Origin of the sequence: Klebsiella scottii, assembly GCF_036561945.1 — a bacterium.
GTDB classification, from domain to species: domain Bacteria; phylum Pseudomonadota; class Gammaproteobacteria; order Enterobacterales; family Enterobacteriaceae; genus Klebsiella; species Klebsiella scottii.
In genome coordinates, this window is record NZ_JARXNI010000017.1 from 320,124 (window position 1) to 343,186 (window position 23,063).

The 23,063-nt window shown below is 59.1% G+C and carries 24 protein-coding genes; 20 read left to right on the plus strand and 4 right to left on the minus strand.

Annotation, left to right across the window (positions count from 1 at the left end):
• Nucleotides 1–66 precede the first annotated feature (66 nt).
• The gene (locus QFI97_RS01770) at nt 67–1,479 is read left to right on the plus strand and encodes an aminotransferase-like domain-containing protein (RefSeq protein ID WP_095104049.1); all 1,413 of its coding nucleotides are present in this window, start codon (nt 67–69) and stop codon (nt 1,477–1,479) included.
• A gap of 215 nt (nt 1,480–1,694) precedes the next feature.
• Here QFI97_RS01770 and QFI97_RS01775 read toward each other — a convergent pair whose 3' ends face one another.
• Together QFI97_RS01775 and QFI97_RS01780 are read right to left on the minus strand one after the other, a co-directional pair.
• Nucleotides 1,695–2,333: a hypothetical protein gene (locus tag QFI97_RS01775; RefSeq protein ID WP_346430457.1), complete on the minus strand. Its 639-nt coding sequence runs from the start codon at nt 2,331–2,333 to the stop codon at nt 1,695–1,697.
• Between the two features lie 51 nt (nt 2,334–2,384).
• Nucleotides 2,385–2,693, minus strand: coding sequence for an OmpA family protein (locus QFI97_RS01780; protein WP_286141861.1), 309 nt, complete (start codon nt 2,691–2,693; stop codon nt 2,385–2,387).
• An 80-nt stretch (nt 2,694–2,773) separates the two neighbouring features.
• Here QFI97_RS01780 and QFI97_RS01785 point away from each other — a divergent pair, with 80 nt between their 5' ends.
• Entirely contained in the window at nt 2,774–3,244 is a 471-nt protein-coding gene (locus QFI97_RS01785) for a hypothetical protein (protein WP_223261815.1), read from the plus strand.
• A gap of 118 nt (nt 3,245–3,362) precedes the next feature.
• Here the strand turns inward: QFI97_RS01785 and QFI97_RS01790 are convergent, their stop codons facing one another.
• Together QFI97_RS01790 and QFI97_RS01795 are read right to left on the minus strand one after the other, a co-directional pair.
• Nucleotides 3,363–3,806, minus strand: coding sequence for a FosA family fosfomycin resistance glutathione transferase (locus tag QFI97_RS01790; protein ID WP_095104053.1), 444 nt, complete (start codon nt 3,804–3,806; stop codon nt 3,363–3,365).
• Nucleotides 3,800–4,708 (minus strand): LysR family transcriptional regulator, encoded by a 909-nt coding sequence (locus QFI97_RS01795; protein WP_346430458.1) that lies wholly within the window; start codon nt 4,706–4,708, stop codon nt 3,800–3,802. Before QFI97_RS01795 ends, QFI97_RS01790 begins: the two co-directional genes overlap by 7 nt.
• Before the next feature lie 87 nt (nt 4,709–4,795).
• On the opposite strand from QFI97_RS01795, the gene QFI97_RS01800 reads away from it, so the two are divergent.
• The 18 genes from QFI97_RS01800 (at nt 4,796) to cutC (ending at nt 23,012) form a co-directional block, all read left to right on the plus strand.
• On the plus strand, nt 4,796–5,578 hold the full coding sequence (locus QFI97_RS01800) for an NAD(P)H-dependent oxidoreductase (RefSeq protein WP_346430459.1): 783 nt from the start codon (nt 4,796–4,798) through the stop codon (nt 5,576–5,578).
• Between the two features lie 191 nt (nt 5,579–5,769).
• Complete coding sequence (gene dagR, locus QFI97_RS01805; RefSeq protein WP_346430473.1) at nt 5,770–8,571, plus strand: transcriptional regulator DagR; 2,802 nt, start codon at nt 5,770–5,772, stop codon at nt 8,569–8,571.
• Between the two features lie 120 nt (nt 8,572–8,691).
• Nucleotides 8,692–9,120, plus strand: a complete 429-nt coding sequence (locus tag QFI97_RS01810) for a PTS sugar transporter subunit IIA (RefSeq protein ID WP_133600783.1) — start codon at nt 8,692–8,694, stop codon at nt 9,118–9,120.
• A gap of 10 nt (nt 9,121–9,130) precedes the next feature.
• Nucleotides 9,131–9,616, plus strand: a complete 486-nt coding sequence (locus tag QFI97_RS01815) for a PTS sugar transporter subunit IIB (RefSeq protein ID WP_004857506.1) — start codon at nt 9,131–9,133, stop codon at nt 9,614–9,616.
• A 24-nt stretch (nt 9,617–9,640) separates the two neighbouring features.
• Nucleotides 9,641–10,390 (plus strand): PTS mannose/fructose/sorbose/N-acetylgalactosamine transporter subunit IIC, encoded by a 750-nt coding sequence (locus tag QFI97_RS01820; RefSeq protein WP_004857504.1) that lies wholly within the window; start codon nt 9,641–9,643, stop codon nt 10,388–10,390.
• Entirely contained in the window at nt 10,387–11,247 is an 861-nt protein-coding gene (locus tag QFI97_RS01825) for a PTS system mannose/fructose/sorbose family transporter subunit IID (RefSeq protein ID WP_162098172.1), read from the plus strand. The genes QFI97_RS01820 and QFI97_RS01825 overlap by 4 nt, the downstream gene beginning before the upstream one ends.
• A gap of 3 nt (nt 11,248–11,250) precedes the next feature.
• A complete protein-coding gene (dgaE, locus tag QFI97_RS01830) occupies nt 11,251–12,360 on the plus strand; it encodes a D-glucosaminate-6-phosphate ammonia lyase (RefSeq protein ID WP_346430460.1) in 1,110 nt (369 codons plus the stop codon).
• Entirely contained in the window at nt 12,347–13,093 is a 747-nt protein-coding gene (gene dagF / locus QFI97_RS01835; protein ID WP_346430461.1) for a 2-dehydro-3-deoxy-phosphogluconate aldolase, read from the plus strand. The genes dgaE and dagF overlap by 14 nt, the downstream gene beginning before the upstream one ends.
• 149 nt (nt 13,094–13,242) lie before the next feature.
• A complete protein-coding gene (locus QFI97_RS01840) occupies nt 13,243–13,821 on the plus strand; it encodes a TetR/AcrR family transcriptional regulator (RefSeq protein WP_095104059.1) in 579 nt (192 codons plus the stop codon).
• A gap of 44 nt (nt 13,822–13,865) precedes the next feature.
• Nucleotides 13,866–14,675, plus strand: a complete 810-nt coding sequence (locus QFI97_RS01845) for a winged helix-turn-helix domain-containing protein (RefSeq protein WP_346430462.1) — start codon at nt 13,866–13,868, stop codon at nt 14,673–14,675.
• Entirely contained in the window at nt 14,675–15,193 is a 519-nt protein-coding gene (locus QFI97_RS01850) for a FidL-like protein (RefSeq protein WP_346430463.1), read from the plus strand. The genes QFI97_RS01845 and QFI97_RS01850 overlap by 1 nt, the downstream gene beginning before the upstream one ends.
• 425 nt (nt 15,194–15,618) lie before the next feature.
• On the plus strand, nt 15,619–15,897 hold the full coding sequence (locus QFI97_RS01855; RefSeq protein ID WP_010634659.1) for a BMC domain-containing protein: 279 nt from the start codon (nt 15,619–15,621) through the stop codon (nt 15,895–15,897).
• Nucleotides 15,898–15,913: 16 nt separating this feature from the next.
• Nucleotides 15,914–16,198: a BMC domain-containing protein gene (locus tag QFI97_RS01860; protein WP_041143877.1), complete on the plus strand. Its 285-nt coding sequence runs from the start codon at nt 15,914–15,916 to the stop codon at nt 16,196–16,198.
• A 14-nt stretch (nt 16,199–16,212) separates the two neighbouring features.
• Complete coding sequence (locus QFI97_RS01865; protein ID WP_015585230.1) at nt 16,213–16,491, plus strand: BMC domain-containing protein; 279 nt, start codon at nt 16,213–16,215, stop codon at nt 16,489–16,491.
• A 53-nt stretch (nt 16,492–16,544) separates the two neighbouring features.
• Nucleotides 16,545–18,146: an acetaldehyde dehydrogenase (acetylating) gene (locus tag QFI97_RS01870; RefSeq protein ID WP_095104065.1), complete on the plus strand. Its 1,602-nt coding sequence runs from the start codon at nt 16,545–16,547 to the stop codon at nt 18,144–18,146.
• A 26-nt stretch (nt 18,147–18,172) separates the two neighbouring features.
• On the plus strand, nt 18,173–18,430 hold the full coding sequence (locus tag QFI97_RS01875) for a EutN/CcmL family microcompartment protein (RefSeq protein WP_095104067.1): 258 nt from the start codon (nt 18,173–18,175) through the stop codon (nt 18,428–18,430).
• Nucleotides 18,431–18,445: 15 nt separating this feature from the next.
• On the plus strand, nt 18,446–19,600 hold the full coding sequence (locus QFI97_RS01880; protein ID WP_331834479.1) for a 1-propanol dehydrogenase PduQ: 1,155 nt from the start codon (nt 18,446–18,448) through the stop codon (nt 19,598–19,600).
• Nucleotides 19,601–19,625: 25 nt separating this feature from the next.
• Nucleotides 19,626–23,012: a choline trimethylamine-lyase gene (gene cutC, locus QFI97_RS01885; protein ID WP_346430464.1), complete on the plus strand. Its 3,387-nt coding sequence runs from the start codon at nt 19,626–19,628 to the stop codon at nt 23,010–23,012.
• Nucleotides 23,013–23,063 lie beyond the last annotated feature (51 nt).

A 23,063-nucleotide genomic window follows, 5' to 3' on the forward strand; every position in this document is an offset into this window, starting at 1 on the left:
CGTGGGATTTTCCCCGCCCATCTGTACTGGTTTATCCATCTGTATGGCGACAATAAGGGATACAGCATGACGCGTTACCAACATCTGGCCAGCCTGCTGGCGGAGCGTATTGAGCAAGGGCTGTATCGCCACGGGGAGAAGCTGCCTTCGGTTCGCAGCCTGAGTCAGGAGCACGGGGTGAGCATCAGCACCGTGCAGCAGGCCTATCAGACGCTGGAACAGCAGCAGATGATCGTCCCCCAGCCGCGTTCCGGCTACTTTGTCGCCCCGCGTAAAGCTCAGCCGCCGGTACCGCCGATGTCGCGCCCGGTGCAGCGCCCGGTGGAAATCACCCAGTGGGATCAGGTGCTGACCATGCTCGACGCGCGCAATGATAAAAGCATTATCCCCTTCGGCGGCGGCTCGCCTGACGTCACCCAGCCGAGCCTGAAGCCCATCTGGCGCGAGCTGAGCCGGGTGATCCAGCATAATCTCAGCGAGGTGCTGAACTACGACGAGCTGGCCGGGCGCCGCGAGCTGCGTGAACAAATCGCCCGCCTGATGCTCGACGGCGGCTCGGTGGTCACCGCCGATGACCTGATCATCACCAGCGGCTGCCACAGCGCTCTATCGCTGGCGCTGCTGTCGGTGTGCCAACCCGGCGATATCGTCGCCGTCGAATCCCCGTCCTATTATGGCACCATGCAGCTGCTGCGCGGTTTGGGGCTGAAGGCCATCGAGATCCCCACCGATCCGGACAGCGGGATCAGCGTAGAAGCCCTGGAGCTGGCGCTGGAGCAGTGGCCGATCAAGGGCGTTATCCTGGTGCCGAACTGCAATAATCCGCAGGGCTTTATCATGCCTGACGCCCGCAAGCGCGCGGTGCTGACTCTTGCCCAGCGCCACGATATCGTCATTTTCGAAGATGATATTTACGGCGAGCTGGCCACCGACTACCCGCGCCCGCGCACCATTCATTCGTGGGATATCGACGGCCGGGTGATGCTCTGCAGCTCGTTTACCAAAACTATCGCGCCGGGCCTGCGCATCGGCTGGATCGCGCCAGGCCGCTACTACGACCGCCTGCTGCAGATGAAATATGCCGCCAGCGGGACCAACGTTCCCTCCACGCAGCTGGCGGCGTCGGTATTTATTCGCGAAGGCCACTACCACCGCCACGTGCGGCGGATGCGGCAGATCTACCAGCGCAATATGGAAATTTACACCTGCTGGCTGCGGGAATACTTCCCCTGCGGCATCTGCGTTACCCGGCCGAAGGGCGGCTATATGCTGTGGGTCGAGCTCCCCGAGCACGTCGATATGGTCTGCGTCGCGAAGCAGCTGTGCCGCCTGAAAATCCAGGTCGCGCCGGGCTCGCTGTTTTCAGCCTCGGGGAAATACCGCAACTGCTTAAGGATCAACTGCGCCCTGCCGCCGATCGACAAGCACCGGGAGGTGATGGTGAAGCTGGGGGATGCGGTGAAGGTGGCGATGGAGTGAGTTTTTCGCCGGGGCGAACTGACTTGTCCCCCGGCGGAGCTGCGCTGACCGGGGCTGCGGGCTGATAGGCGTCTGCGGGATGGGAGCGGGCAAGGCGTGGCAAGCGCCTCCTTCGCGAAACATCCGTCATACGGCTTGAGGGCATTTCCCAACGCCCACGCTGCGCTTCTCGGAACTACGAGTTCACTGCGATTTGTAATCTTTGTCGTTACCTATCACTGACCATCAAGTAATGACTGCATCGTGCGACATTCGCTAATGGTAGGGAATGAATTATAAAAAGCCAGTCCAATGACAAACATTATGATTGATATTCCCCACAGAAATATATGTCTCCATGTTGCAAGGACCTCCCCTTGGTATAATGATAGCGTTATAAATAATACTCCAATCATCAGGTACAGAAACACCAACAGTATGGTTAATATTTTGGGGAACCAAAACCCCAAACCTTTTTCAAAAATAACCTTCCCATCAGCAACTTTCAAAATCCCTTTGAATTTTTTAAAAAATATTGGCCTGACATCATTCTTAACGCAAATTTTCAATACCAGGACTTGCAATGTTGTATCACGTAACCCGCAGAGCCGGTACGAGACTAGCCTGGCAATCTCTCTTTTGAGGATCTTTTGTAAGTCTGGTGGTAAGCCATACTCCTTAAGCTGATGCTGGTAGTTCTCTAATTCTGCCTCTTTGATTGCCCGAATGAACTCAACAATAGATTTTATTTTCCATACTGCGATAAACGTCAACACCGTAAAGAGATACATAAAAAATTGCTGCATTGGAGTTATTTCACCCCGTTCAACCATTCCGCCAAAAAATTGAGAAAAGAAATTTAATATTGTTTCCATACCGTCCCTCTATTTACTATTGAAAACACACTTCATTTTTCTGGGTAGCCATTATATGCAAGATATACCACACACATAATTTACACATGCAAAAAAGGTTTTATTTTTATTACTGATTATATTTTTAGAATTATTGTGTGCAATATGGATAGATACAAGAAGAATGCTCGCGCCGCTCGTCCTACGCTGATAGCAGAGTACAGAAAAACCATATTGGGTAATATTACTTAGCCGTTTTTTCGGCAACACAAAATCGACGCAACGGTTTTTCGCCCTGCCCTCATCGGTATCATTACTGGACATCGGTTGGCCTTCACCTTTGCCTTCCTCGCTCAGGCGCGATGGTTCAACTCCGTGCACTATTAGCCATTTCGCCGCTGAACGGGCACGATGCAGGAAAAGATCGAGGTTGTACTTTTATTACTGCCCATTGAATCGGCGTGCCCTTCAATCGTCACCACGCCACCAGGATCGTCAACGAGCAACTGAGCCATCTGACTGAGAGTATGTTCGACGTGTCTGGCGATCGCATCGCTGTCGGAGGCAAAGCGCTGCGCCAGTTCCGCCGCTTTGTTCAACAGATTCAGTACGGCGCCTCCGGTATCGGAAGGGAAGCCCTTGAGATCGAGGATGACTGGCGGAGTCTAAGCTGGAACTTCTTGCGCATTGACGATGGCGCAACAGATCGCCAGAGCACCGAAAGAGAAATTTTTCACCAGGTCGCTCATCGTTTAACGATCCGTAATGGTGATAGGCCCGAGTGGATCAACATTTCATTCATTAAATGGACCTCTTCACATCCTTCGGCGGTGCTGGAAAACTTCCGTACGACGAACCGATGTAAAGCGCGCCTGCCCTGGAGCAGAATATCACGCTTTACGGCGCAAGAAGGGCGCCATTGCTGTCAGTAAGCAACAGATATTCTTTGTTGCCCACCTGCAGCCAGTAGCTCGAACAAGACACAGCGCGCCTTCGGGAAACAGCCACCATTCGGCTTGAACTCCCCCGCTCGCACAGCGCTTACCGGGGCTACGGGTTCCCGACCGCCTGCGGATCCTCACCATAAAACACCATCCCCTTATACGGCTGCTCGCGACATGCCGCCAGGCGCCGGGCGAGGCTGCCGACGTGCAGCTCCAGCTTGTGGCCGTCGGGGTCGAGGAAATAATACGACGCCCCTTCGCTGCGGTTCACCTTCCACACCGCCACGCCGGCCGTTTCCAGCCGCGCGCTGAGCCCGGCGAAATCGGCTTCGGCGACGCTAAAAGCGTAGTGGGTGTAGTCGCTCTCCTCCGGCGGGGTAATGCGCCGCTGCGGATCGAGGGACAGGCACAGCCACAGATCGCCGCAGGAGAGATAGGCGCCGTTATCCCAGCGCGCGTGCAGCGTCATTCCCAGCAGCTGCTGATAAAACGCCACGCTCGGCGCCAGGCTGCTGACCGCCAGGGTCAGGTGATTCAATCCGCTTAACATGGCTTCTCCTCCAGTGAACTCACAATTTGCTGGCGCAGCCAGCGGTGCGCCGGGTCGCGGTGCCAGCGCTCGTGCCACAGCATCAGCATATCAAACCCGGCAATCGCCAGCGGCGGCTCGATAACCGTCAGTCCGCTCATCCCGCGCAGCAGCCTCTCCGGCAGCATGGCGACCAAATCGCTGCTACGCAGCGTTTCCAGCATAAACAGGAAATGTGGCACTGAGAGGACAACCCGCCGCGAAAGCCCAAGGTTGGCCAGCGCGGTATCGGTCGCGGCGCTGAAACCGCCGCCGTCCGGGGAGACAATAACCTGATCCAGCTGGCAAAACTGCGCCAGACTCAACGACGTCTGCAGCGCCGGATGCCCCGCTCTGCCCGCCAGCACGTAGCGCTCGCTGAACAGCAGCCGCTGATGCAGCTCCTGCGGAGCGCCGTCGCGGGTATGAAAGAACAGATCGACCTCGTCCCTCTCCGCCTGCTGCACCAGGCGAGAAGGCTGGAGATCGAAGACCGCCATCCGGCTCGACGGTGAAGCCCGGCGCAGAATATTCAGCGCCGGCAGCACAATAGCCGAGGCCATATAGTCCGTCGCCGCCATTCGCCAGGTCTGCGTCGCCGTTAACGGATCGAAGCTGTCGGCGGGTGCGACCGCCAGCTCCAGCGCCAGCAGGGCATCACGCAGCGGCCCGCGCAGCGCATCGGCGCGGGCGGTGGGCAACATCCCGCGCGGCCCGGGCAGCAGCAGCGGGTCGGCAAAAATTTCCCGCAGGCGCGCCAGCTGGATGCTGACCGACGGCTGCGACAGGTTGAGCCGCTGCGCCGCTCGCGTGACGTTATTCTCGCTCAGCAACACGTCGAGGGTGCGCAGCAGGTTGAGATCCAGACGATGTAAATTAATCACGGCTATACCTGGGATTTAAGTAATTAATTTCTACTATAGCGGCCAGCCGCCTACTCTGCAGCTCTCCATAACTCAGAGGTGATTCTCATGAAAGTACTGCTGATTTACGCCCATCCGGAACCTCGCTCCCTGAACGGCACGCTAAAAGATTTTGCCGTCCAGCATCTGCACGATGCCGGCCATGAGGTGCAGGTTTCCGATCTCTACGCCATGCGCTGGAAAGCGGGCTTTGATGCTGACGACAGCAGCGCCCCGCCGGTCGGCGAGTTCTGGCGCTCGACGCTCGATTCAAAGCAGGCTTTTGAACAGGGCACCCAAAGCGCGGATATCGTTGCGGAACAGGAGAAGCTGCTGTGGGCGGATACGGTGATTTTCCAGTTTCCGCTGTGGTGGTTCTCCATGCCCGCCATTATGAAGGGCTGGATCGACCGGGTTTACGCCTATGGTTTTGCCTACGGCGTCGGCGAGCACAGCGACCGCCACTGGGGCGACCGCTACGGCGAAGGCACACTGGCGGGCAAACGAGCGATGCTGGTTGTCACTACCGGCGGCTGGGAGGAGCATTACGCCCCGCGCGGAATTAACGGACCGATTAACGATATCCTGTTTCCGATCCAGCACGGAATGCTGTTTTATCCCGGCTTTGCGGTGCTGCCGCCGCTGGTGTTCTACCGCACGGAGAAAACGGACGAGCAGCGCTTTGCGCAGCACTGCCGCGAGCTGGGGCAGCGGCTGGATACGCTGGCAAGCACCGCGCCAATCCCGTTCCGCCGGCAAAATCACGGCGACTATCTGATCCCCTCCCTGACGCTGCGCCCGGAGCTGGCGGTCGGGGAAAGCGGGCTGGCAATCCATCAGCGGGTGGATTAAGCGCAGCAAGGCGATGCCTGGCCGCCCGGCGTCGCCGTTCAAATACGCTGATTTAGTCCCTGACACGCTTATTTATCCCGAAACGGCTATTTGTTGTAGTCAGACGCCCGCAACTTCGTTTCCCGTCTCTTTCTCATCGGCCAGGATGGTGTATGTTCTCAAGCATCACCTTTAAGCAATCCGGTAACGAGATGAGACGTATTGAGGTAGTACTGCGTGAACTGGAGCGGCTGACGCAGACCATAAGCCGGGACGACCTGTCCCTTGGCACCAGCGCCTTCACCGCAGAGCAAATCGGTTTTAACCTCGGCCTGGCGCGCAACTCCGTCAGCAAGGATTTAAACCAGCTGTGGAGCGACGGGCTGGTTATCAAAACCCGCGGACGCCCGGTATTCTTTCTGCATCTGCAGGCTACTCAAACCCTGCTTGATAGGCCGCTGGCTGAATCGGAGCGCGAGATCGGCGCCATTAGAGACCTGCTGCCTGAGCGGGATCTGCCGTCGGTTAGCGATCCGTTCTCGCTGCTAATCGGCCACGATCGCAGCCTGCGGGATGCGGTGGAAAAAGGTAAAGCGGCGGTGCTCTATCCGCATGGGCTGCACGTGCTGCTGACCGGCCCCTCCGGCGTCGGGAAGACTTTTTTCGCCGAACTGATGCACCGCTATGCCTGCGAGCATAGCGACGATAGCCCTCCGCCTCTCGTCTACTTTAACTGCGCCGAGTACGCCAACAACCCGGAGCTACTCTCTTCCCATCTCTTTGGTCATCGACAGGGGGCGTTTACCGGCGCAACGGAGAGCAAGACCGGCCTGATTGAACAGGCCGACGGCGGCTATCTGCTGCTCGACGAAGTCCATCGCCTGCCCTATGAAGGCCAGGAAAAACTCTTCTCGCTGCTGGATAAAGGCGAGTATCGCCCGCTGGGCGCCAGCGGCCCGGCGCGAAGCATCACCGTACGCCTTATCTGCGCCACCACCGAGCCGGTGAGCTCGTCGCTGCTGCGGACTTTTCAACGCCGCATTCAGGTCGCCATCGATCTTCCCGGCATCCGCCAGCGCTCGCTGGAGGAGCAGATCGAACTGATTATCGGCTTCCTGCAGCGGGAGAGCCGCAAGATTGAGCGCTCGGTAAGCATCGATAAAACGCTGCTGCTGTGGCTGCTGAATAAGCCGCTGGAAGGCAATATTGGCCAGCTAAAAAGCGATATCCAGTTTTTATGCGCCCAGGCCTGGGCATCGGGGATGGCGGCGCAGCACGATGTTCTACTGCTGGATGGCAAGCTGGCGGACGGTTCCACTAACCCCACCCAGGAGCAGCGGATACTGGTCGACGCGCTGTTCAATGGTAAAACCCTGCTCAGTATTGACGCCCGCACGCTGCCGCAGCTTAAAAGCCCGGCGGGCGGCGATGGCGGCATCGAAGAGAGCGATCTGTTCTATAGCTTCCTGACCCGCGAATACGTCAATCTGCGCAACAGTAACGTTCCGCCCGCAGAGACGCTGGCCATTCTCAAAAACAAGCTCAGCTCCATTTTCGAATATGGCCTCTACAGCCGCGACAGCGGCACGCGTTCGCCGCGCTATGGCGACCAGATTGAAGAGCGCGTCGCCCTGCTGATCGGCTATGTAGAACAGATCCTGGGCTTTTCCCTGCCGGAAAATCTGGTCAATCCCCTGCGCAAGCACCTGCTGGCGCTGATCGGCTACGTCCAGCGGGGGCTGATCCCGCAGCTCTACTCCTCCAGTTTAATTCTCGATCGCTGTAAAGATGAATATGAGAATGCCACCCAGCTATGCAGGAAAATCAACGACCTGCTGAATATTCAGTGCCCGGCGACGGAGGTGGTCTGGCTGTGCCTGTTCCTCAAAGAGTGCCGCCATTACCGCCAGCGGATCGGCGTCAGCCCCGACTGCGGAGTGATACTGATCGCCCACGGCGCCACCACCGCCACCAGCATGGCGCAGTACGTCAATCGGGTGCTGGAGCGCGAGCTGTTCAGCGCTATCGATATGCCGTTCGAACAGTCGGTGCACGACACCCTGGATGCGTTAATCCGGCTGATGCAGGCGCGGCGCTGGCAACGGCTGATCCTGATCGTCGATATCGGCTCGCTGGTGCATTTCGGCAGCACCATCAGCAAGCTGTTCCAGATAGACGTCCTGCTGCTGCCGGATATCACCCTGACCAGCCTGCTGGAGATTGGCCTCGATCTGAGCTACGAGACCAGCGACCTGCCGCGGCTGGCAGCGCTTATGCAGGAAAAAGGCATCCCCAGCCAGCTATGCACCCCGCAGCAGGAAAACGTCGGCAAAGTGCTGGTCATCTCCTGCATTACCGGCATGGGCACGGCGGAGAAAATCAAAACCGTGCTGGAGGAGAGCTTCGGCGAGCTGATGTCGCAGGATACCCGCATGGTGATCCTCGACTATAACGAAGTGCGCAGCCCGGAGCGCGTGCAGCAGGCCATTAACGCCCACGAGCGGCTGGCGGGGATTGTCGGGACCTTCCAGCCCGGGCTGCCGGATATTCCGTTTATCTCGCTGGAGGAGCTGTTTTCCGAGCAGGGCCCGGAGCTGGTGTTAAGCCTGCTGACTCCCGATCTCTCCAGCGCCGAACGGCGGCTGGAGATGGAACGCAGCGCGTCCCGGTTTATCAGCGCGCTGACGATGGAAAGCATCATCAACCATATTTCGGTGCTCAACCCGCAGCGCATCCTCAAAGAGATGGAAGGCGTCCTCAGCCAGCTGCGCGCGACCCTGGCGATCGCCCCCAGCCGCCAGGTGACACTACGCTTCCTGATCCACTGCTGCTGTATGGTCGAGCGTATCGTGATTAACCGCAAACCGTTACAGATGGCGCTGGAAATGAAGCCCGATATGGATACTCACGCCTTTAGTGTCATTAAATCCGCCTTCCACCCGGTGGAGGAGGCCTACGCCATCCGCTTATCGGATGCGGAATATATTTATATCTACGAATTATTGTATAGCTAATCCCTTTGCTGGCGCGGCCCATCGGCCCGCCAGCCCCCCTCATCTCCCGCAGATGACACTAATGCTGGCACGGCCTTTGCTCTATCAATAGCGTCTATAAAACGGCGCCAGGAGGCCACCTTGTCATCTACTGTACCTGCACACCCATTACCGCAAATTCTGCTGCTGACGCACGGCGGCTGGGGCACGCCGCTTTGCAACAGCCTGCGCATGGTCACGGGCGAAATTGAAGGCGTGACGGAAATCGCCCTGATGCCCGTCGATACCCTCGGCGAGTATTACCAGCGCGTTGAGGCGACGGTGAAGTCGATGCCGGAAGGCTCGCTGATCCTCACCGACTTTATTGGCGGCACCACCTCTAACGTCGCCGCCCGCCTGAGCGCCGACTATCCGATCGCCGTGATTTGCGGCCTCAACGCTTCGCTACTGCTGGAAGCGCTGGATAAACGCGAACAGGGACCGCTGACCCGCTGCGTCAACGAGCTTGTGGAAGCCGGACGCAGCAGCTGTCGCGACGTCGTCGCCCACGTGAACCAGTTAAATCATTAAGGAGCCCTTCATGGCAAAAATCGTTTTATGTCGTATCGATAGCCGTCTGATTCACGGCCAGGTTGTCACCAAGTGGGTCGGCCAGTCGCAGGCTAACCGTATCGCCGTGGTCAGCGACGAGCTCGACGCCGATCCGTTTATGAAAAATATCTACCTGATGGCGGCGCCGCCGAATATCAAAGTCGACTGTTTCAGCAATGCCAGCTTTACCGCGGCCTGGCGGGAGAACCAGCTCGGCGAGGGGAACGTGCTGGTGCTGTTTCCATCCCTCAGCGCAATCCAGCAGGCCGTGCAGCAGGGTTTCGACGTCACCTCGATTCAGGTCGGCGGACTTGGCGGCGGGCCAAACCGGAAAGCCGTATTTCAGAACATCACCCTCGATGAAAAAGACGTCGGGATCCTCGGTGAGCTGAAAAACAGCGGAATTCAGGTGTTCTTCCAGACGATCCCGGAAGATAAACCCCAGTCACTGGACGACATCCTGAAAAAATTCTAACCAGTTGATAAGCAGGTAAAAACTATGGACACATTGCTTTTTGCGAGCCTGATGGGACTCTATTACTGGTTCGCTCGATTACGTTTAGGCTATACCTTCTCCGCCATGCTGCTGCAGCCCGTCGTGGTTGCCGTTTTCGTCGGCTTACTGCTGGGCGATATGAAGACCGCGATGATCATCGGCGCAGGTATGCAGCTGGTGTATCTGGGCGTCACCTCCACGCCGGGCGGTAACGTCCCGTCGGATCCGGCGCTGGCCGCCTGTATCGCCATACCTATTGCCGTGAAGGCGGGGATGGAGCCGAACCTGGCGATCGCGCTGGCGATTCCGTTTGGCGTGATCGGGGTATTCCTCGATCAGCTGCGCCGGACGCTGAACGCGGCGTGGGTGCATATGGCCGATAAACATGCCGAGAGCGCCAACATGACGGGGATCATGCGTTGCGCCTTTATCTACCCTGCCCTGCTTGGGCTGCTGCTGCGCTTCCCGGTGGTCTTTGCCGCCAACTACTTCGGACAAAGCGTGGTCGAGAAGTTCCTCAAGCTGATGCCGCACTGGCTGACCCACTCGTTTGAAATTATGGGCGGCATCCTGCCCGCGCTGGGCTTCGCCATCACCATCATGGTGATTGGTAAGAAGAGCCTGCTGCCGTGGTTTATCGGCGGATTCTTTGCGGTGCTCTACCTGAAGGTGGACATCATGGCGATGGCGATTTTCGGTACCTGCGTGGCCTTCCTGATTAAAGGCCTCGCCAAAAATGAAGGGGCGGCATAATGAGTAGCGATGTCATGCAACATGAGCTGGTTGAACGGGCCCGTGAAAGCCGGGCGCTGAGCAAAGCCGATATCACCAAGGCCTGGCTGATTTACTGGCTGGGGGCGGAAGTATCCAGCTCCTACGAGCGTCTGCAAAGCCTGGTGTTCTGCGCCTCGATGACGCCGATTATCAAAAAGCTGTATCCGGAGAAAGAAGAGCAGGCCGAGGCCCTGAAGCGCCACCTCAACTTTTTTAACTCCGAGCAAACTTTCGGCTCGGTTATCCAGGGTATCTCTATCGCCATGGAAGAGCAGAAAACCCGCGGCGAACCGATTAGCGACGCCTCCATTACCGGGATCAAAACCGGCCTGATGGGGCCGCTGGCCGGGATGGGCGATTCGATAATCTGGGCCGCGGTCATGCCGCTGCTGATCGCGATCTTTATCCCCTTCGCCGCCGGCGGCAGCGCCTTCGGCGGTATCGCGCCGCTGATCCTCTACCCGGCGATCACCATGGCGATAAGCTACGGGCTGGTGCATAAAGGCTACACCCTCGGGCGGGATTCGATAATCGGCCTGCTGCAAGGGGGGCGCATCAAGGAGCTGATCTACGGCGCCAACGTGCTGGGTCTGATCATGATGGGCGCGCTTTCGGCAAGCTACGTCAAAATCACCACGCCGCTGAAAATCAGCGCGCTGAAAGGCTCCGAGGTGGTGGTGCAGCAGATCCTCGACTCTATTGCTCCGGGCCTGCTGCCGCTGGCGGCGGTCTTTGCCGTCTACTTCTATCTGCTGAAAAAGGGTCCGCGCTACACCACGATTTTACTGTCGATTGTCGCGATCAGCATCGTTTGCTCGCTGACGGGAGTGCTGTAGGCCATGAACGATAATATTTATCAACGGCTTGGGCTAAAGCGGGTGATTAACGCCTGCGGTAAAATGACGATCCTCGGCGTATCATCCGTTGACCCGGAGGTGATGCAGGCCGCTGCCGAAGCCGCCAGCGCGTTCGTTGAAATCGATAAGCTCACCGACCGCACCGGGGAGCTTATCTCCACCCACACCGGCGCCGAGGATAGCTACCTGACGTCGTGCGCCTCGGCGGGAATTGCCATCGCGGTGGCCGCGGCGATCACCCGCGGCGAGCCGGATAAGGTCGCGCAGATGCCGGACAGCAGCGGCATGGCCAACGAAATCATTATCCTGCGCGGTCACAACGTCGATTACGGCGCGCCGATAACCAGCGCGATTCGCCTCGGCGGAGGACGGGTTGTCGAGGTCGGGTCCAGCAATCTCGCCGCGCGCTGGCAGCTGGAGAGCGCCGTCAGCGAGCGTACGGCGGCGCTGCTGTTTGTTAAATCGCACCACTGCGTGCAAAAAGGGATGCCCGGCATCGATGACTTTCTGCAGGTCGCCCACCGGCACAACCTGCCGCTGATTGTCGATGCCGCCGCCGAAGAGGATCTTCGTCGATGGGTCGCGACCGGCGCAGATATGGTGATTTACAGCGGCGCCAAAGCCTTCAATGCCCCAACCTCCGGCTTTGTTAGCGGAAAACGAGCCTGGATCGCGGCCTGCAAGGCGCAGCATAACGGCATCGCCAGGGCGATGAAGGTTGGCAAAGAAAATATGGTCGGCCTGGTATACGCCCTCAACCGCTATCAGGCGGCCGCTCCGGCTCCCGATGCGGCCGCTCTGCGTCCCTTCGCCGAAGCGATATCCGCCTTACGCGGGCTGAAGGCGGATATCGAACAGGACGAGGCCGGGCGGGCCATCTGGCGCATCCGGGTCAGGGTCGATAAAGAAGCCCTGGGCCTCAACGCCGGCGAAGTCGAAGCCCGACTGCGCGGCGGCGAAATCGCAATTTATGCCCGCCGCTACGCTTTGCATCAGGGCGTGTTTAGCCTCGATCCGCGGACCATTGCCGAAGGTGAGATGGCGCTTATTATCGCGCGACTCAAGGAGATTACCGAACATGCAGCAGATTAACTTTTATCGCCAGCGGATCGCGATTAACGTTCTGGCAAAAGATATCGCCAACGCCCGGGAGATTTACGATGCCGCCGAAGGCCATGCGGTGATTGGCGTTTTATCCGCACAGTTTTCTACCGTGGATGAAGGCGTAGCGGAAGTGCGCCGCTGGATGACGGAAATTCCCGCTATTTCCGTCGGCCTGGGAGCAGGCGATCCGGCCCAGTTCTATAAGGCGGCGATGATTTCGGCGAAGCTTCATCCCGCCCATGTTAATCAGACCTTTACCGGCTGCGGCTTTGCGGCAGGCGCGCTGGCCGCCACCGGCGGGCAAAACACGCGGATCAATGCGCTGATAAGCCCCACCGGCAGGCCCGGAGAGGTGCTTATCTCCACCGGAGTCAGCAGCGCGCACGGAACGCCGGCCAGGGTATCCAGCGATGCGGCGGTGAGGATGATTCAGGATATGGGCGCGCACGCCGCTAAGTTCTTTCCCATGGGCGGCGAACGCTCGCTGGATGAGCTAAAGGTTCTCGCCCAAAGCGCCGCGCACAACGGCATGACGCTTATTGAACCCACCGGCGGTATCGACCTGAATAACTTCGCCGTCATTCTGCAAGCCTGTCTGCAGGCCGGCGTTGCGCAGGTGATGCCGCATATCTACAGCTCAATCATCGATCCGCAAAGCGGTAATACCCGCCCGGAAGATATTCGCCTGCTGATGAGTATCGTGAAGGATCTTGTCGATTAAAGACCCGGCCTCGTGCGGCAGCTACTGCCGCACGCCACGCGCTGATTTCTATGACGAATTGTGAGCCTCCGCGCAATAACGGCATTCCACCGCCGCACACTCCCCCTCACATTGATAGCGATCAAGAATAATCATACCGTCTGGTCGGTATGATTCAGGCCATGAACATGGAAGCCCAACACCGAAAAAAAGACCCCGTCCGTTTACATCAGCAACTGCTGGAATCCGCGGCGATGATCGCCGGCAGAGACGGTATCGCCTCGCTGTCGCTGAATGCCGTGGCGCGCGAAGCCGGGGTGAGCAAAGGGGGTCTTTTGCACCACTTCCCCAACAAGCAGGCGCTGATTTTTGCCCTGTTCGCCCGCCTGCTGGCGATTATGGAGGACGCGATTTCGGCGCTGATGGCCGCCGACAATGTCTCTTATGGCCGCTTTACCCGCGCCTACCTGCACTATTTATCCGACCTGACCGATACCCATGAAAGTCGGCAGCTGATGGTGCTGTCGCTGGCGATGCCGGATGAGCCGGTGCTGCGAAAATGCTGGCGCGACTGGATGCTGGATCACCTCGCGCAGGGCGATGCGCTGGATAACGGCCACACCGGCACCCTGGTACGCTACGCGGCGGACGGCATCTGGCTATCGGAGTTAACCGAGGGGCGCACCATGAGCGCCGAACACCGGCGGTCGCTGGTCAGCGATCTGACGAGAATGACGCTTCCCGCGTGAAGCACGTTGAGCCTGACAGGTCAGGCGATTAGATTGAGGCCGCGATGCGCTACAACATCAATGGCCGTCTCATTTATGATGCAACGGACGGCACACTAATCCTACCGGGAAGCGATGAGGCGGACAGCCAGCTGTCGATCACCGCCAGCGCGCTGCTGTGGTTTTTTCTGCGTCATCCGGAGATTGTCAGCCGCGATGAAGTGCTCAAAAAGGTCTGGGATGACAACGGATTAACCTCCTCGAACAGCAACCTGAATCAGTATCTGAGCATGCTGCGCAAAACCTTCCGCCACTATGAGATCGACAATATTATCGTCACCGTCTCGCGCGGACTGCTGCAGCTGAACCCCGAAATAACCGTTCATCAGCTGGACGCTCCCGTGCCGTCGGAGCCGCAGGCGGAACCGCCGTCGCTGCCGCCCGCAGAGCCGGACGCCGTGCCGCCGGCCGCGGCGCAGAGTCCGAAACCAACCCGGCACGCCCGCGGCACCTGCTGGTATATCGCCGGCGTCTGCCTGCTGACCATCGCCCTGCTGCTGGTGCTTTTCAGCTTTTTCGGCAGCGGCGAATCACGCCCCATTACCCTGACGCAGATGACCCACAGCCAGTGCGAACTGCTGGCCAGCGACGAGATGCTGCGTTCCGTGGCCGGAACCGCCTACGGCAACAACTTTGACGCCGTGCGCCAGCGGCTGAAGCTGGAGTGCAAACCCGGCGAACGTTTTGTCTTCTTCTATGGCGATCGGCTGGAGACTAACGGCCTGGGCCGCGTCTTCCTCGCCCACTGCGCGATGCATGAAGACAATCCTTTCAGCTATTGCGATAACTATTTCTACTACTCCTGGAAACCGTAATGAGACTCGCACCCCGGCCTTTTTTCGCCCTCTCCGTCCTGGCGTTCATCACCGCGGCCGGGCTCAGCGCCTGGAAGCTGCTGCCGGCTGAAAACGACGGGGCGATGAGCTGCTCGACCAAAGCCATCATGCGCTTTGAAAACATGGATAAAGAGAACGTCAACGGCAATATTCACTTCAATTTCGCCGCCAGCGGCAAAGGCTCGATGGTCGTCGAAGGCTATACCGACTCCGCGGCCGGCTGGCTCTACCTGCAGCGCTACGTCAAATTCAGCTACACCAGTAAACGCATCTCCTCAACCGAGCGCCACTACCGCATCAGCCGGTGGGAATCCAGCGCCTCATCGATCGACGAATCCCCGGACGTCATCTTCGCCTACTTTATGCGCGAGATGTCCGACAGCCACGACGGGCTGTTTCTCAACGCCCAGAAGCTCAACGAGAAGGCGATTCTGCTCAGCTCGATCAATTCGCCGCTCTACGTTTGCACCCTGAAGTCCGGCAGCAAGCTTGACTAACGGCCGGCCCCACCGGCTTCAGCCTTACCCCGCGTTTTTCCCGCTCCGCCTCATACCCTAAAAGCGCACTTTTTGCGTTTAGCTCCCGACTAAAAACATGACCATAACCACACTTAATGGATGGATATATTACCCTGCCCCAGCAATAAATTAGCAACTCATTAACATTCACTGCCGCCCGTCCGGGTGGCGTAAAACTCGCCGCATCCACAGCCAATTCCATCGGCCCGGATCAGCATAAAGAGATAAATACAGGCCCTTAAAACGCTAAATCACAGAGCAAAAAACTAAAAACATAACTCACGCGGATTTAAATTTCACTTAACTCGCCATTCCCTATAGTGAACCTCGAACGCCGCTACCGCGTGTTGACGCCGTTACGCGGACGGTTTTCCCGAATCACAAACCTGTCTGGAGGAAAAACCATGGGTGATGCATTGGGGCTTATTGAAACCAAAGGCCTGGTGGCCTGCATTGAAGCAGCGGATGCGATGTGCAAATCCGCCAACGTCGAGCTGATTAGCTATGAAAACATCGGCTCCGGGCTGGTCACCGTGATGGTGAAAGGCGACGTCGGGGCAGTAAAAGCGGCGGTGGATTCCGGCGTGGAATCAGCGCAGCGCATCGGCGAGGTGGTGACCTCGTTGGTTATCGCTCGTCCGCATAACGACATCAACAAAATTGTTATTAAACACAAGGCTTAAGGCCAGGAGAACGCAAATGGGTGATGCATTAGGTCTGATCGAAACCAAAGGTCTGGTGGCCTGCATTGAAGCGGCGGACGCGATGTGTAAAGCCGCCAACGTCGAGCTGATTGGCTATGAAAACGTCGGCTCCGGGCTGGTCACCGCGATGGTGAAAGGCGACGTCGGCGCGGTGAAAGCGGCGGTGGATTCCGGCGTGGAATCGGCGCAGCGCATCGGGGAAGTGGTGACCTCGCTGGTTATCGCGCGTCCGCATAACGACATCAACAAAATCGTCGCACATTACAAAGTCGCGGAATAACGGGAGACAACATGATGAAAGAAGCGCTTGGTCTGATCGAAACCAAAGGTCTGGTGGCCTGTATTGAAGCCGCCGATGCGATGTGTAAAGCCGCCAACGTCGAGCTGATTGGCTATGAAAACGTCGGCTCCGGGCTGGTCACCGCGATGGTGAAAGGCGACGTCGGCGCGGTGAACGCGGCGGTGGACTCCGGCGTTGAAGCGGCGAAACGCATCGGCGAAGTCGTCACCTCTCGCGTCATTGCGCGACCGCATAACGATATCGAGAAAATCGCGTCGCAGCACAAAGCATGACCTGACAGGGTGCGCCCCGTCTCCACTCTTTTAGTCTGATGAAGGATAGACTCATGATTGAACTGGATAACGATTTGCAGTCCCGCCAGAACGCGCGGGAACTGGTGCGCAGCGCCAAAAAGGCCCAGGCGATTCTGGCCACCTTTTCGCAGCAGCAAATCGACGCCATCGTGAAAAACGTGGCCCAGGAAGCGGCGCACCACGCCGAAGCGCTGGCGAAAATGGCCTCGGAAGAGACCGGATTTGGCAACTGGCAGGATAAGGTGCTGAAGAACCGTTTTGCCTCGCTGCGCGTCTACGACGCCATCAAAGATATGAAGACCGTCGGCATCATTCATGACGATCCGCTAAAAAAAGTGATGGACGTGGGCGTGCCGCTGGGGGTGATTTGCGCGCTGGTGCCGTCAACCAACCCGACCTCGACCGTTATCTATAAAACGCTGATTGCCCTGAAGGCCGGCAACGCGATTATCTTTTCGCCGCATCCCGGCGCACGCGAGTGCAGCTGGAAAGCGATAGAGATCGTTAAGCGCGCCGCCGAAGCCGCAGGCGCCCCGGCAGGCAGCGTCAGCGCTATCACCCAGCTGACCCTTGAAGCCACCTCCGAACTGATGCACAGCAAAGAGGTCTCGCTGATCCTCGCCACCGGCGGCGAAGGGATGGTGCGCGCGGCGTATGCCTCCGGCACCCCGACCATCAGCGGCGGCCCGGGTAACGGCCCGGCGTTTATCGAACGCAGCGCCGATATCCACCACGCGGTGAAAGATATCATCACCAGCAAAACCTTCGATAACGGGGTGATCTGCGCCTCCGAGCAGTCGATCATCGTCGAACGCTGCATTTACGACGAAGTCCATCGCGAGCTGGAAGCCCAGGGCGCGTACTTTATGAACGAGGGCGAAGCGGCGAAAATGGCGGCCCTGCTGCTGCGCGCCAACGGCACCATCAACCCGAAAGTGGTTGGCAAAACCGCGCTGTATCTGAGCCAGATGGCCGGCTTCAGCGTCCCGGCCAGCACCCGGGTGCTGATCGCCGAGCAAACCACCGTCTCGCACAAAAACCCCTATTCTCGCGAAAAGCTGTGTCCGGTACTCGGCCTGTACGTGGAAGAAGACTGGAAGGCGGCCTGCAACCGGGTGATGGAGCTGCTGACCAACGAAGGCCTCGGCCACACCCTGGTGATCCACACCCGTAACCAGGACGTCATTCGCCAGTTCTGCCTCGAAAAACCGGTTAACCGCATTCTGATCAACACTCCGGCGGCGCTGGGCGGCATCGGGGCGACCACCAATATCACTCCGGCATTAACCCTTGGCTGCGGCGCCGTCGGCGGCGGTTCCAGCTCCGATAACGTCGGGCCAATGAACCTGCTCAACATCCGCAGAGTGGGCTACGGCGTGCGCTCCATTGATGAACTGCGCGCTCCGGGCAGCCGCCCTGAACCGCAGCCCACCATCGTCGCCCCGGTCGATAACCCGCACCGCAGCATTTTTGACGACCAGCGCTTCACCGCGCCTGCCGCTGCTGCTGTGACCCACAGCGCGACGGCGGACGATCGTTTTGCGGTCCGCGCGGCCGTCGAGGCGGAAGGCGACATCAACGAGCAAAACGTGGAGCGCATTATTCGCCAGGTGCTGGAGCGCCTCGGTAAGTAATGCATTGAGATAAGGCGATAAAAACGATGATTCTCGCAAAGGTAGTCGGACATGTCGTCGCCACGCAGAAATGCGCTGAGCTACGCGGCAGCAACCTGCTGTTAATCACCAAATTAGACGATGAGCAGCGGCCAATGAAGGACCAGACCTGGGTCGCCGTCGATAGCGTCGGTGCAGGCATGCACGACATCGTGCTGGCCGAAGAGTATTTCGCGCTCAACCGGGACCGCTACAAGGCCATGTCGGTGGTTGCCATTGTCGAGAACGTGTTTCGGGACGCTTAAGGAGTGAATAGTCCAATGAGTGAATTTTTGCTGAAACCTCGGATCCGCTTTGGTCAGGACGCGCTTGCGGTCCTGACCGAGCTTCCCGCCCGCAGCGTCCTGCTGGTCACCGATAAGGCGATGGTGAAATTTGGTCTCGCCGAACGCGTGACCCGGATCCTGCACCAGCGCGGCATCACCTTCCAGGTCTGGGACGACGTGGTGGCCGACCCGGATATCGCCACTATCGTGCGCGGTATGAAGCTGATGGACGACAGCTACCCGGATCTGGTTATCGCCCTGGGCGGCGGTTCGGTGATTGATGCAGCCAAAGCGGTTATTTTCGCCCTGGCGCAAACCCGCCCGGACGCCCGCCGCGAGCGCCCCTGCTTCGTGGCGATCCCCACCACCAGCGGCACCGGCTCTGAAGTGACCGCCTTTTCGGTGGTGAAAGCCCACGCCGAAAAACTGGTGCTGGTGGACCCGTCCCTGCTGCCGGATATCGCCATTCTCGACCCGGCGCTGGTGGCCTCGGTGCCGCCAGCGATCACCGCCGATACCGGGATGGACGTTCTGTGCCACGCGCTGGAAGCCTACGTCTCTCTTGATGCCAGCGACTTTTCCGATGCGCTGGCGGAAAAAGTGGTGCAGCAGGTGTTTCGCTACCTGCCGACCTGCTGGCGCAGCGGCGACAACCTGCTGGCGCGGGAAAAGATGCACAACGCCTCCTGCATGGCGGGAATGGCCTTTACCAACGCCTCGCTCGGCATCACCCACAGCCTCGCCCACGCGCTTGGCGGCGTCTTCCGCGTCCCGCACGGCCGCGCCAACGCGCTGCTGATGGCGGAGGTCGTGGCGTGGAACGCGGATTATCAGGGGCAGTGTGATACCGATGCCGCGCGCAAATACGCTCGTCTGGCTCATCTGCTGGATCTGCCGGCCGCCAGCCCCCGCCAGGGCGTCGCCAGCCTGCTGATCGCCATTCAGGCATTAAAAGACGAAATGACCATGCCGGCCGGCATCCGCGATACCGGCGTCGATGCCGCTGATTTTGATCGGCGACTGGCGGAAATGGTTGGTCAGGCGCTGCGCGATAGCTGTACCCCCACCAACCCGCGCACGCCGGACGCTCACGCTTTAACCGAACTCTATCGCCGGGCGTGGACCGGCGGCGCCGTTCAGGGCCACTGATAACAAGAACTGGAGAACCTTACCCATGGCACACTACAGCTTAACGCCGCGCGTCAACGTGTTGGCAGAACGTTTACTCTCACAAAAAAGCACCCTGTGCACCGAACATGCCACGACGCTGAACGCCCTTGATGGCGATATCGCGGGCGTCCCCGCCGCCGTTAAACCGGCGCGCCGCTTCTATGAACTGATGCGCCAGCTGCCGGTGTGCATCAGCGCCGACGAGCTGATCGTCGGCAACCAGACCCGCAAACCGCACGGGGCAATTTTTCACGATGAAAGCGCGGCCCATCGCCCGTCGGCGTTCCAGTTTCTCAATCTGAACAGCGACCTCGACTCTCCGGACTATAAGCTGGTCATCGAGAAAGGCGTGCTGGCGATCAGGCACCAGCTCGAAGAGAAAACCCGCAGCCTGGGCAGCGCCGTCAGCCGCAGCGGCATGGATGAAGTCAACGGCTGCCGCGCGGCGATTTACGCCTGCGACGGGCTGCTGACCCTGGCACAAAACCTGGCTAACAGCGCGGAAACCCTGGCCGCCGGCGAAAGCAACGCTTATCGCCAGAGCGAGCTGCGCGACAGCGCCGCCATCCTGCACCACGTTCCGGCCCACCCGGCGCGTAGTTTTAAAGAAGCCTGCCAGGCCTTTTATCTGTTCCAGCTCGCGCTGCAGCTCGATAACGGCAGCTATGCGGTGAACCCGGAAGGCGCCGATAAGGCCCTGCTGCCGTGGTATCAGCGCGATATCGACAGCGGCGCCCTGACGCCGCAGCAGGCCTATGAAATCGTCGAATGCCTGTGGTTCAAGCTGGCGGAGCTGAGTGAAGTCCGCGCCGCCTGCGCCATCGACGGCTACCCGATGTTTGACGCGCTGCTGCACGGCGCGAGCCTCGAGAACGCCAGCATCAATGCGCTCTCCGACATGTTCCTCAGCGCGCAGCGCAACCTCAGCGCGCGGAATCTACCGGTGCGCCTGTTCCGCGGCGCGCAACAGGTCTCTACCGCGCCGTTTGCCGCCTGCGGCGATACGCCGGTGATGGAAGGGCTAACCCCGCGCATGCAGCGCCTGCGTAATCACTATCTGACCGTGCGTCCGAGCGTCTCTATCTACCGCGCGCTGGCCTTTACCGAGGTGGTCAAAGCCAACCCGGGCATGCCAACCATTCTGCTGCGCGCCAAAGCGTTCCGTCACGCCTGCGAAACCGCGCCGATCCTGATTCAGGATGACGAACTGATCGTCGGCCATCCGTGCGGCAAACCGCGCGCGGGCGCCTTCTCGCCGGATATCGCCTGGCGCTGGGTGCGCGACGAGCTCGACACCATGAGCACCCGCCCGCAGGATCCGTTTGAGATCAGCGAAGAAGATAAAAAAACCATTCGCGAAGAGATCGTGCCGTTCTGGGAAGGCCGTTCGCTGGATGAGATTTGCGAAGCGCAGTATCGCGAAGCCGGCGTCTGGGCGTTCAGCGGCGAGACCTTCGTCAGCGACCTCTCCTATCACCAGATCAACGGCGGCGGCGATACCTGCCCGGGCTACGACGTCCTGCTGTTCACCAAAGGGATGAACGGCATTAAGGCCGATGCGCAGGCCCGCCTCGATCGGCTGAGCATGGAAAACCCGGAAGATATCGACCGTATTTATTACTACAAAGCGGCGATCGAAACCTGCGAAGGCGTCATTAACTACTCCCACCGCATCGCCGCGCATGCCCGCGAACTGGCGGCCACGGAGCAGAACGCCCAGCGTCGCGCCGAGCTGCTGACCATCGCCGAGGTTAACCAGAACGTGCCGGCCAACCCGCCGAAAACCCTGCAGGAAGCGCTGCAGAGCATCTGGACCGTGGAGTCGCTGTTCGAAGTCGAAGAGAACCAGACCGGCCTCTCCCTCGGCCGCGTTGACCAGTACTGCTACCCGATGTTTGAGGCCGATATTCGCGAAGGCCGCCTGACCCACGAGTCCGCGCTGGAGATGATGCAGGCCTTTATCATCAAGTGCGCCGAGCTGATGTGGATGTCCAGCGAGCTGGGGGCGAAATACTTCGCCGGCTATCAGCCGTTTATCAACCTGACCGTCGGCGGCCAGAAGCGCTCCGGCGGCGATGCCTGCAACGATCTCACTTATCTGATTATGGACGCCGTGCGCTTTGTGAAGGTTTACCAGCCGTCGCTGGCCTGCCGCATTCACAACCAGTCGCCGCAGAAGTACATGGAAAAAATCGTCGACGTGGTGAAAGCGGGCATGGGCTTCCCGGCCTGCCACTTCGATGACTCCCATATCAAGATGATGCTGCGTAAAGGCTTCGATTTCGAAGACGCCCGCGACTACTGCCTGATGGGCTGCGTGGAGCCGCAGAAATCCGGTCGTATCTACCAGTGGACCTCCACCGGCTACACCCAGTGGCCCATCGCCATCGAGTTCGTGCTGAACCGCGGCCGGATGGTGCTGTTCGATAGCTATCAGGGGCTGGATACCGGCGATCTGCGCGACCTGCACACCTTCGAAGCGTTCGACGCGGCGGTGAAAAAGCAGATTGCCCATATCGTGCGCCTGTCGGCAATCGGGACGGTGATCAGCCAGCGCGTGCACCGCGACGTGGCGCCGAAACCGCTGATGTCGCTGCTGGTGGAAGGCTGCATGGAGAGCGGTAAAGACGTGGCGGCCGGCGGCGCGATGGTCAACCACGGGCCGGGGCTGATCTTCTCGGGCCTGGCGACCTACGTCGACTCCCTCGCCGCGATCCGTAAGCTGGTGTATGAAGATAAAAAATATACCCTCGAGCAGATCCGCGACGCGATGCTGGCGAACTTTGAAGGCTTCGAAGGGCTGCGCCGCGACTGCCTGAATGCGCCGAAATACGGCAACGACGATAACTACGTTGACCAGTACGCGCTGGATATTACCGAGTGGACGGAGCGCGAGTGCCGTAAGTACCAGATGCTCTACTCCACCCTCAGCCACGGCACCCTGTCGATCTCCAACAACACGCCGATCGGCGAGCTGACCAACGCGACGCCGAACGGTCGCCTGGCGTGGATGCCGCTCTCGGACGGTATCAGCCCGACGCAGGGCGCCGATAAGCAAGGCCCGACGGCGATAATCAAGTCAGTCAGCAAGATGAACGTGGAGACCATGAACATCGGCATGGTGCATAACTTCAAGTTCCTCAAAGGCTTGCTGGATACTCCCGAAGGACGCCACGGCCTGATCACGCTGCTGCGTACCGCATCGATTCTCGGCAACGGCCAGATGCAGTTCAGCTACGTCGATAACGAAGTGCTGAAAAAAGCCCAGCAGGAGCCGGAAAAATACCGCGACCTGATCGTCCGGGTAGCGGGCTACAGCGCCTACTTCGTCGAACTGTGCAAGGAAGTTCAGGATGAAATTATTAGCCGCACGGTCATTGAGAAGTTCTAATTTAAAGACATTTTCCCCTATGGATTTCGAGTTGTAGAAAGGCGGTAAGCC

Excerpts from the sequence above, each read along its gene's own strand:
- QFI97_RS01770 (WP_095104049.1), top strand. The coding sequence starts at position 67 with ATGACGCGTTACCAACATCTGGCCAGCCTGCTGGCGGAGCGTATTGAG.
- QFI97_RS01775 (WP_346430457.1), bottom strand. The coding sequence starts at position 2,333 with ATGGAAACAATATTAAATTTCTTTTCTCAATTTTTTGGCGGAATGGTT.
- QFI97_RS01790 (WP_095104053.1), bottom strand. The coding sequence starts at position 3,806 with ATGTTAAGCGGATTGAATCACCTGACCCTGGCGGTCAGCAGCCTGGCG.
- QFI97_RS01800 (WP_346430459.1), top strand. The coding sequence starts at position 4,796 with ATGAAAGTACTGCTGATTTACGCCCATCCGGAACCTCGCTCCCTGAAC.
- dagR (WP_346430473.1), top strand. The coding sequence starts at position 5,770 with ATGAGACGTATTGAGGTAGTACTGCGTGAACTGGAGCGGCTGACGCAG.
- QFI97_RS01815 (WP_004857506.1), top strand. The coding sequence starts at position 9,131 with ATGGCAAAAATCGTTTTATGTCGTATCGATAGCCGTCTGATTCACGGC.
- QFI97_RS01820 (WP_004857504.1), top strand. The coding sequence starts at position 9,641 with ATGGACACATTGCTTTTTGCGAGCCTGATGGGACTCTATTACTGGTTC.
- dgaE (WP_346430460.1), top strand. The coding sequence starts at position 11,251 with ATGAACGATAATATTTATCAACGGCTTGGGCTAAAGCGGGTGATTAAC.
- dagF (WP_346430461.1), top strand. The coding sequence starts at position 12,347 with ATGCAGCAGATTAACTTTTATCGCCAGCGGATCGCGATTAACGTTCTG.
- QFI97_RS01840 (WP_095104059.1), top strand. The coding sequence starts at position 13,243 with ATGATTCAGGCCATGAACATGGAAGCCCAACACCGAAAAAAAGACCCC.
- QFI97_RS01845 (WP_346430462.1), top strand. The coding sequence starts at position 13,866 with ATGCGCTACAACATCAATGGCCGTCTCATTTATGATGCAACGGACGGC.
- QFI97_RS01850 (WP_346430463.1), top strand. The coding sequence starts at position 14,675 with ATGAGACTCGCACCCCGGCCTTTTTTCGCCCTCTCCGTCCTGGCGTTC.
- QFI97_RS01855 (WP_010634659.1), top strand. The coding sequence starts at position 15,619 with ATGGGTGATGCATTGGGGCTTATTGAAACCAAAGGCCTGGTGGCCTGC.
- QFI97_RS01860 (WP_041143877.1), top strand. The coding sequence starts at position 15,914 with ATGGGTGATGCATTAGGTCTGATCGAAACCAAAGGTCTGGTGGCCTGC.
- QFI97_RS01865 (WP_015585230.1), top strand. The coding sequence starts at position 16,213 with ATGAAAGAAGCGCTTGGTCTGATCGAAACCAAAGGTCTGGTGGCCTGT.
- QFI97_RS01870 (WP_095104065.1), top strand. The coding sequence starts at position 16,545 with ATGATTGAACTGGATAACGATTTGCAGTCCCGCCAGAACGCGCGGGAA.
- QFI97_RS01875 (WP_095104067.1), top strand. The coding sequence starts at position 18,173 with ATGATTCTCGCAAAGGTAGTCGGACATGTCGTCGCCACGCAGAAATGC.
- QFI97_RS01880 (WP_331834479.1), top strand. The coding sequence starts at position 18,446 with ATGAGTGAATTTTTGCTGAAACCTCGGATCCGCTTTGGTCAGGACGCG.
- cutC (WP_346430464.1), top strand. The coding sequence starts at position 19,626 with ATGGCACACTACAGCTTAACGCCGCGCGTCAACGTGTTGGCAGAACGT.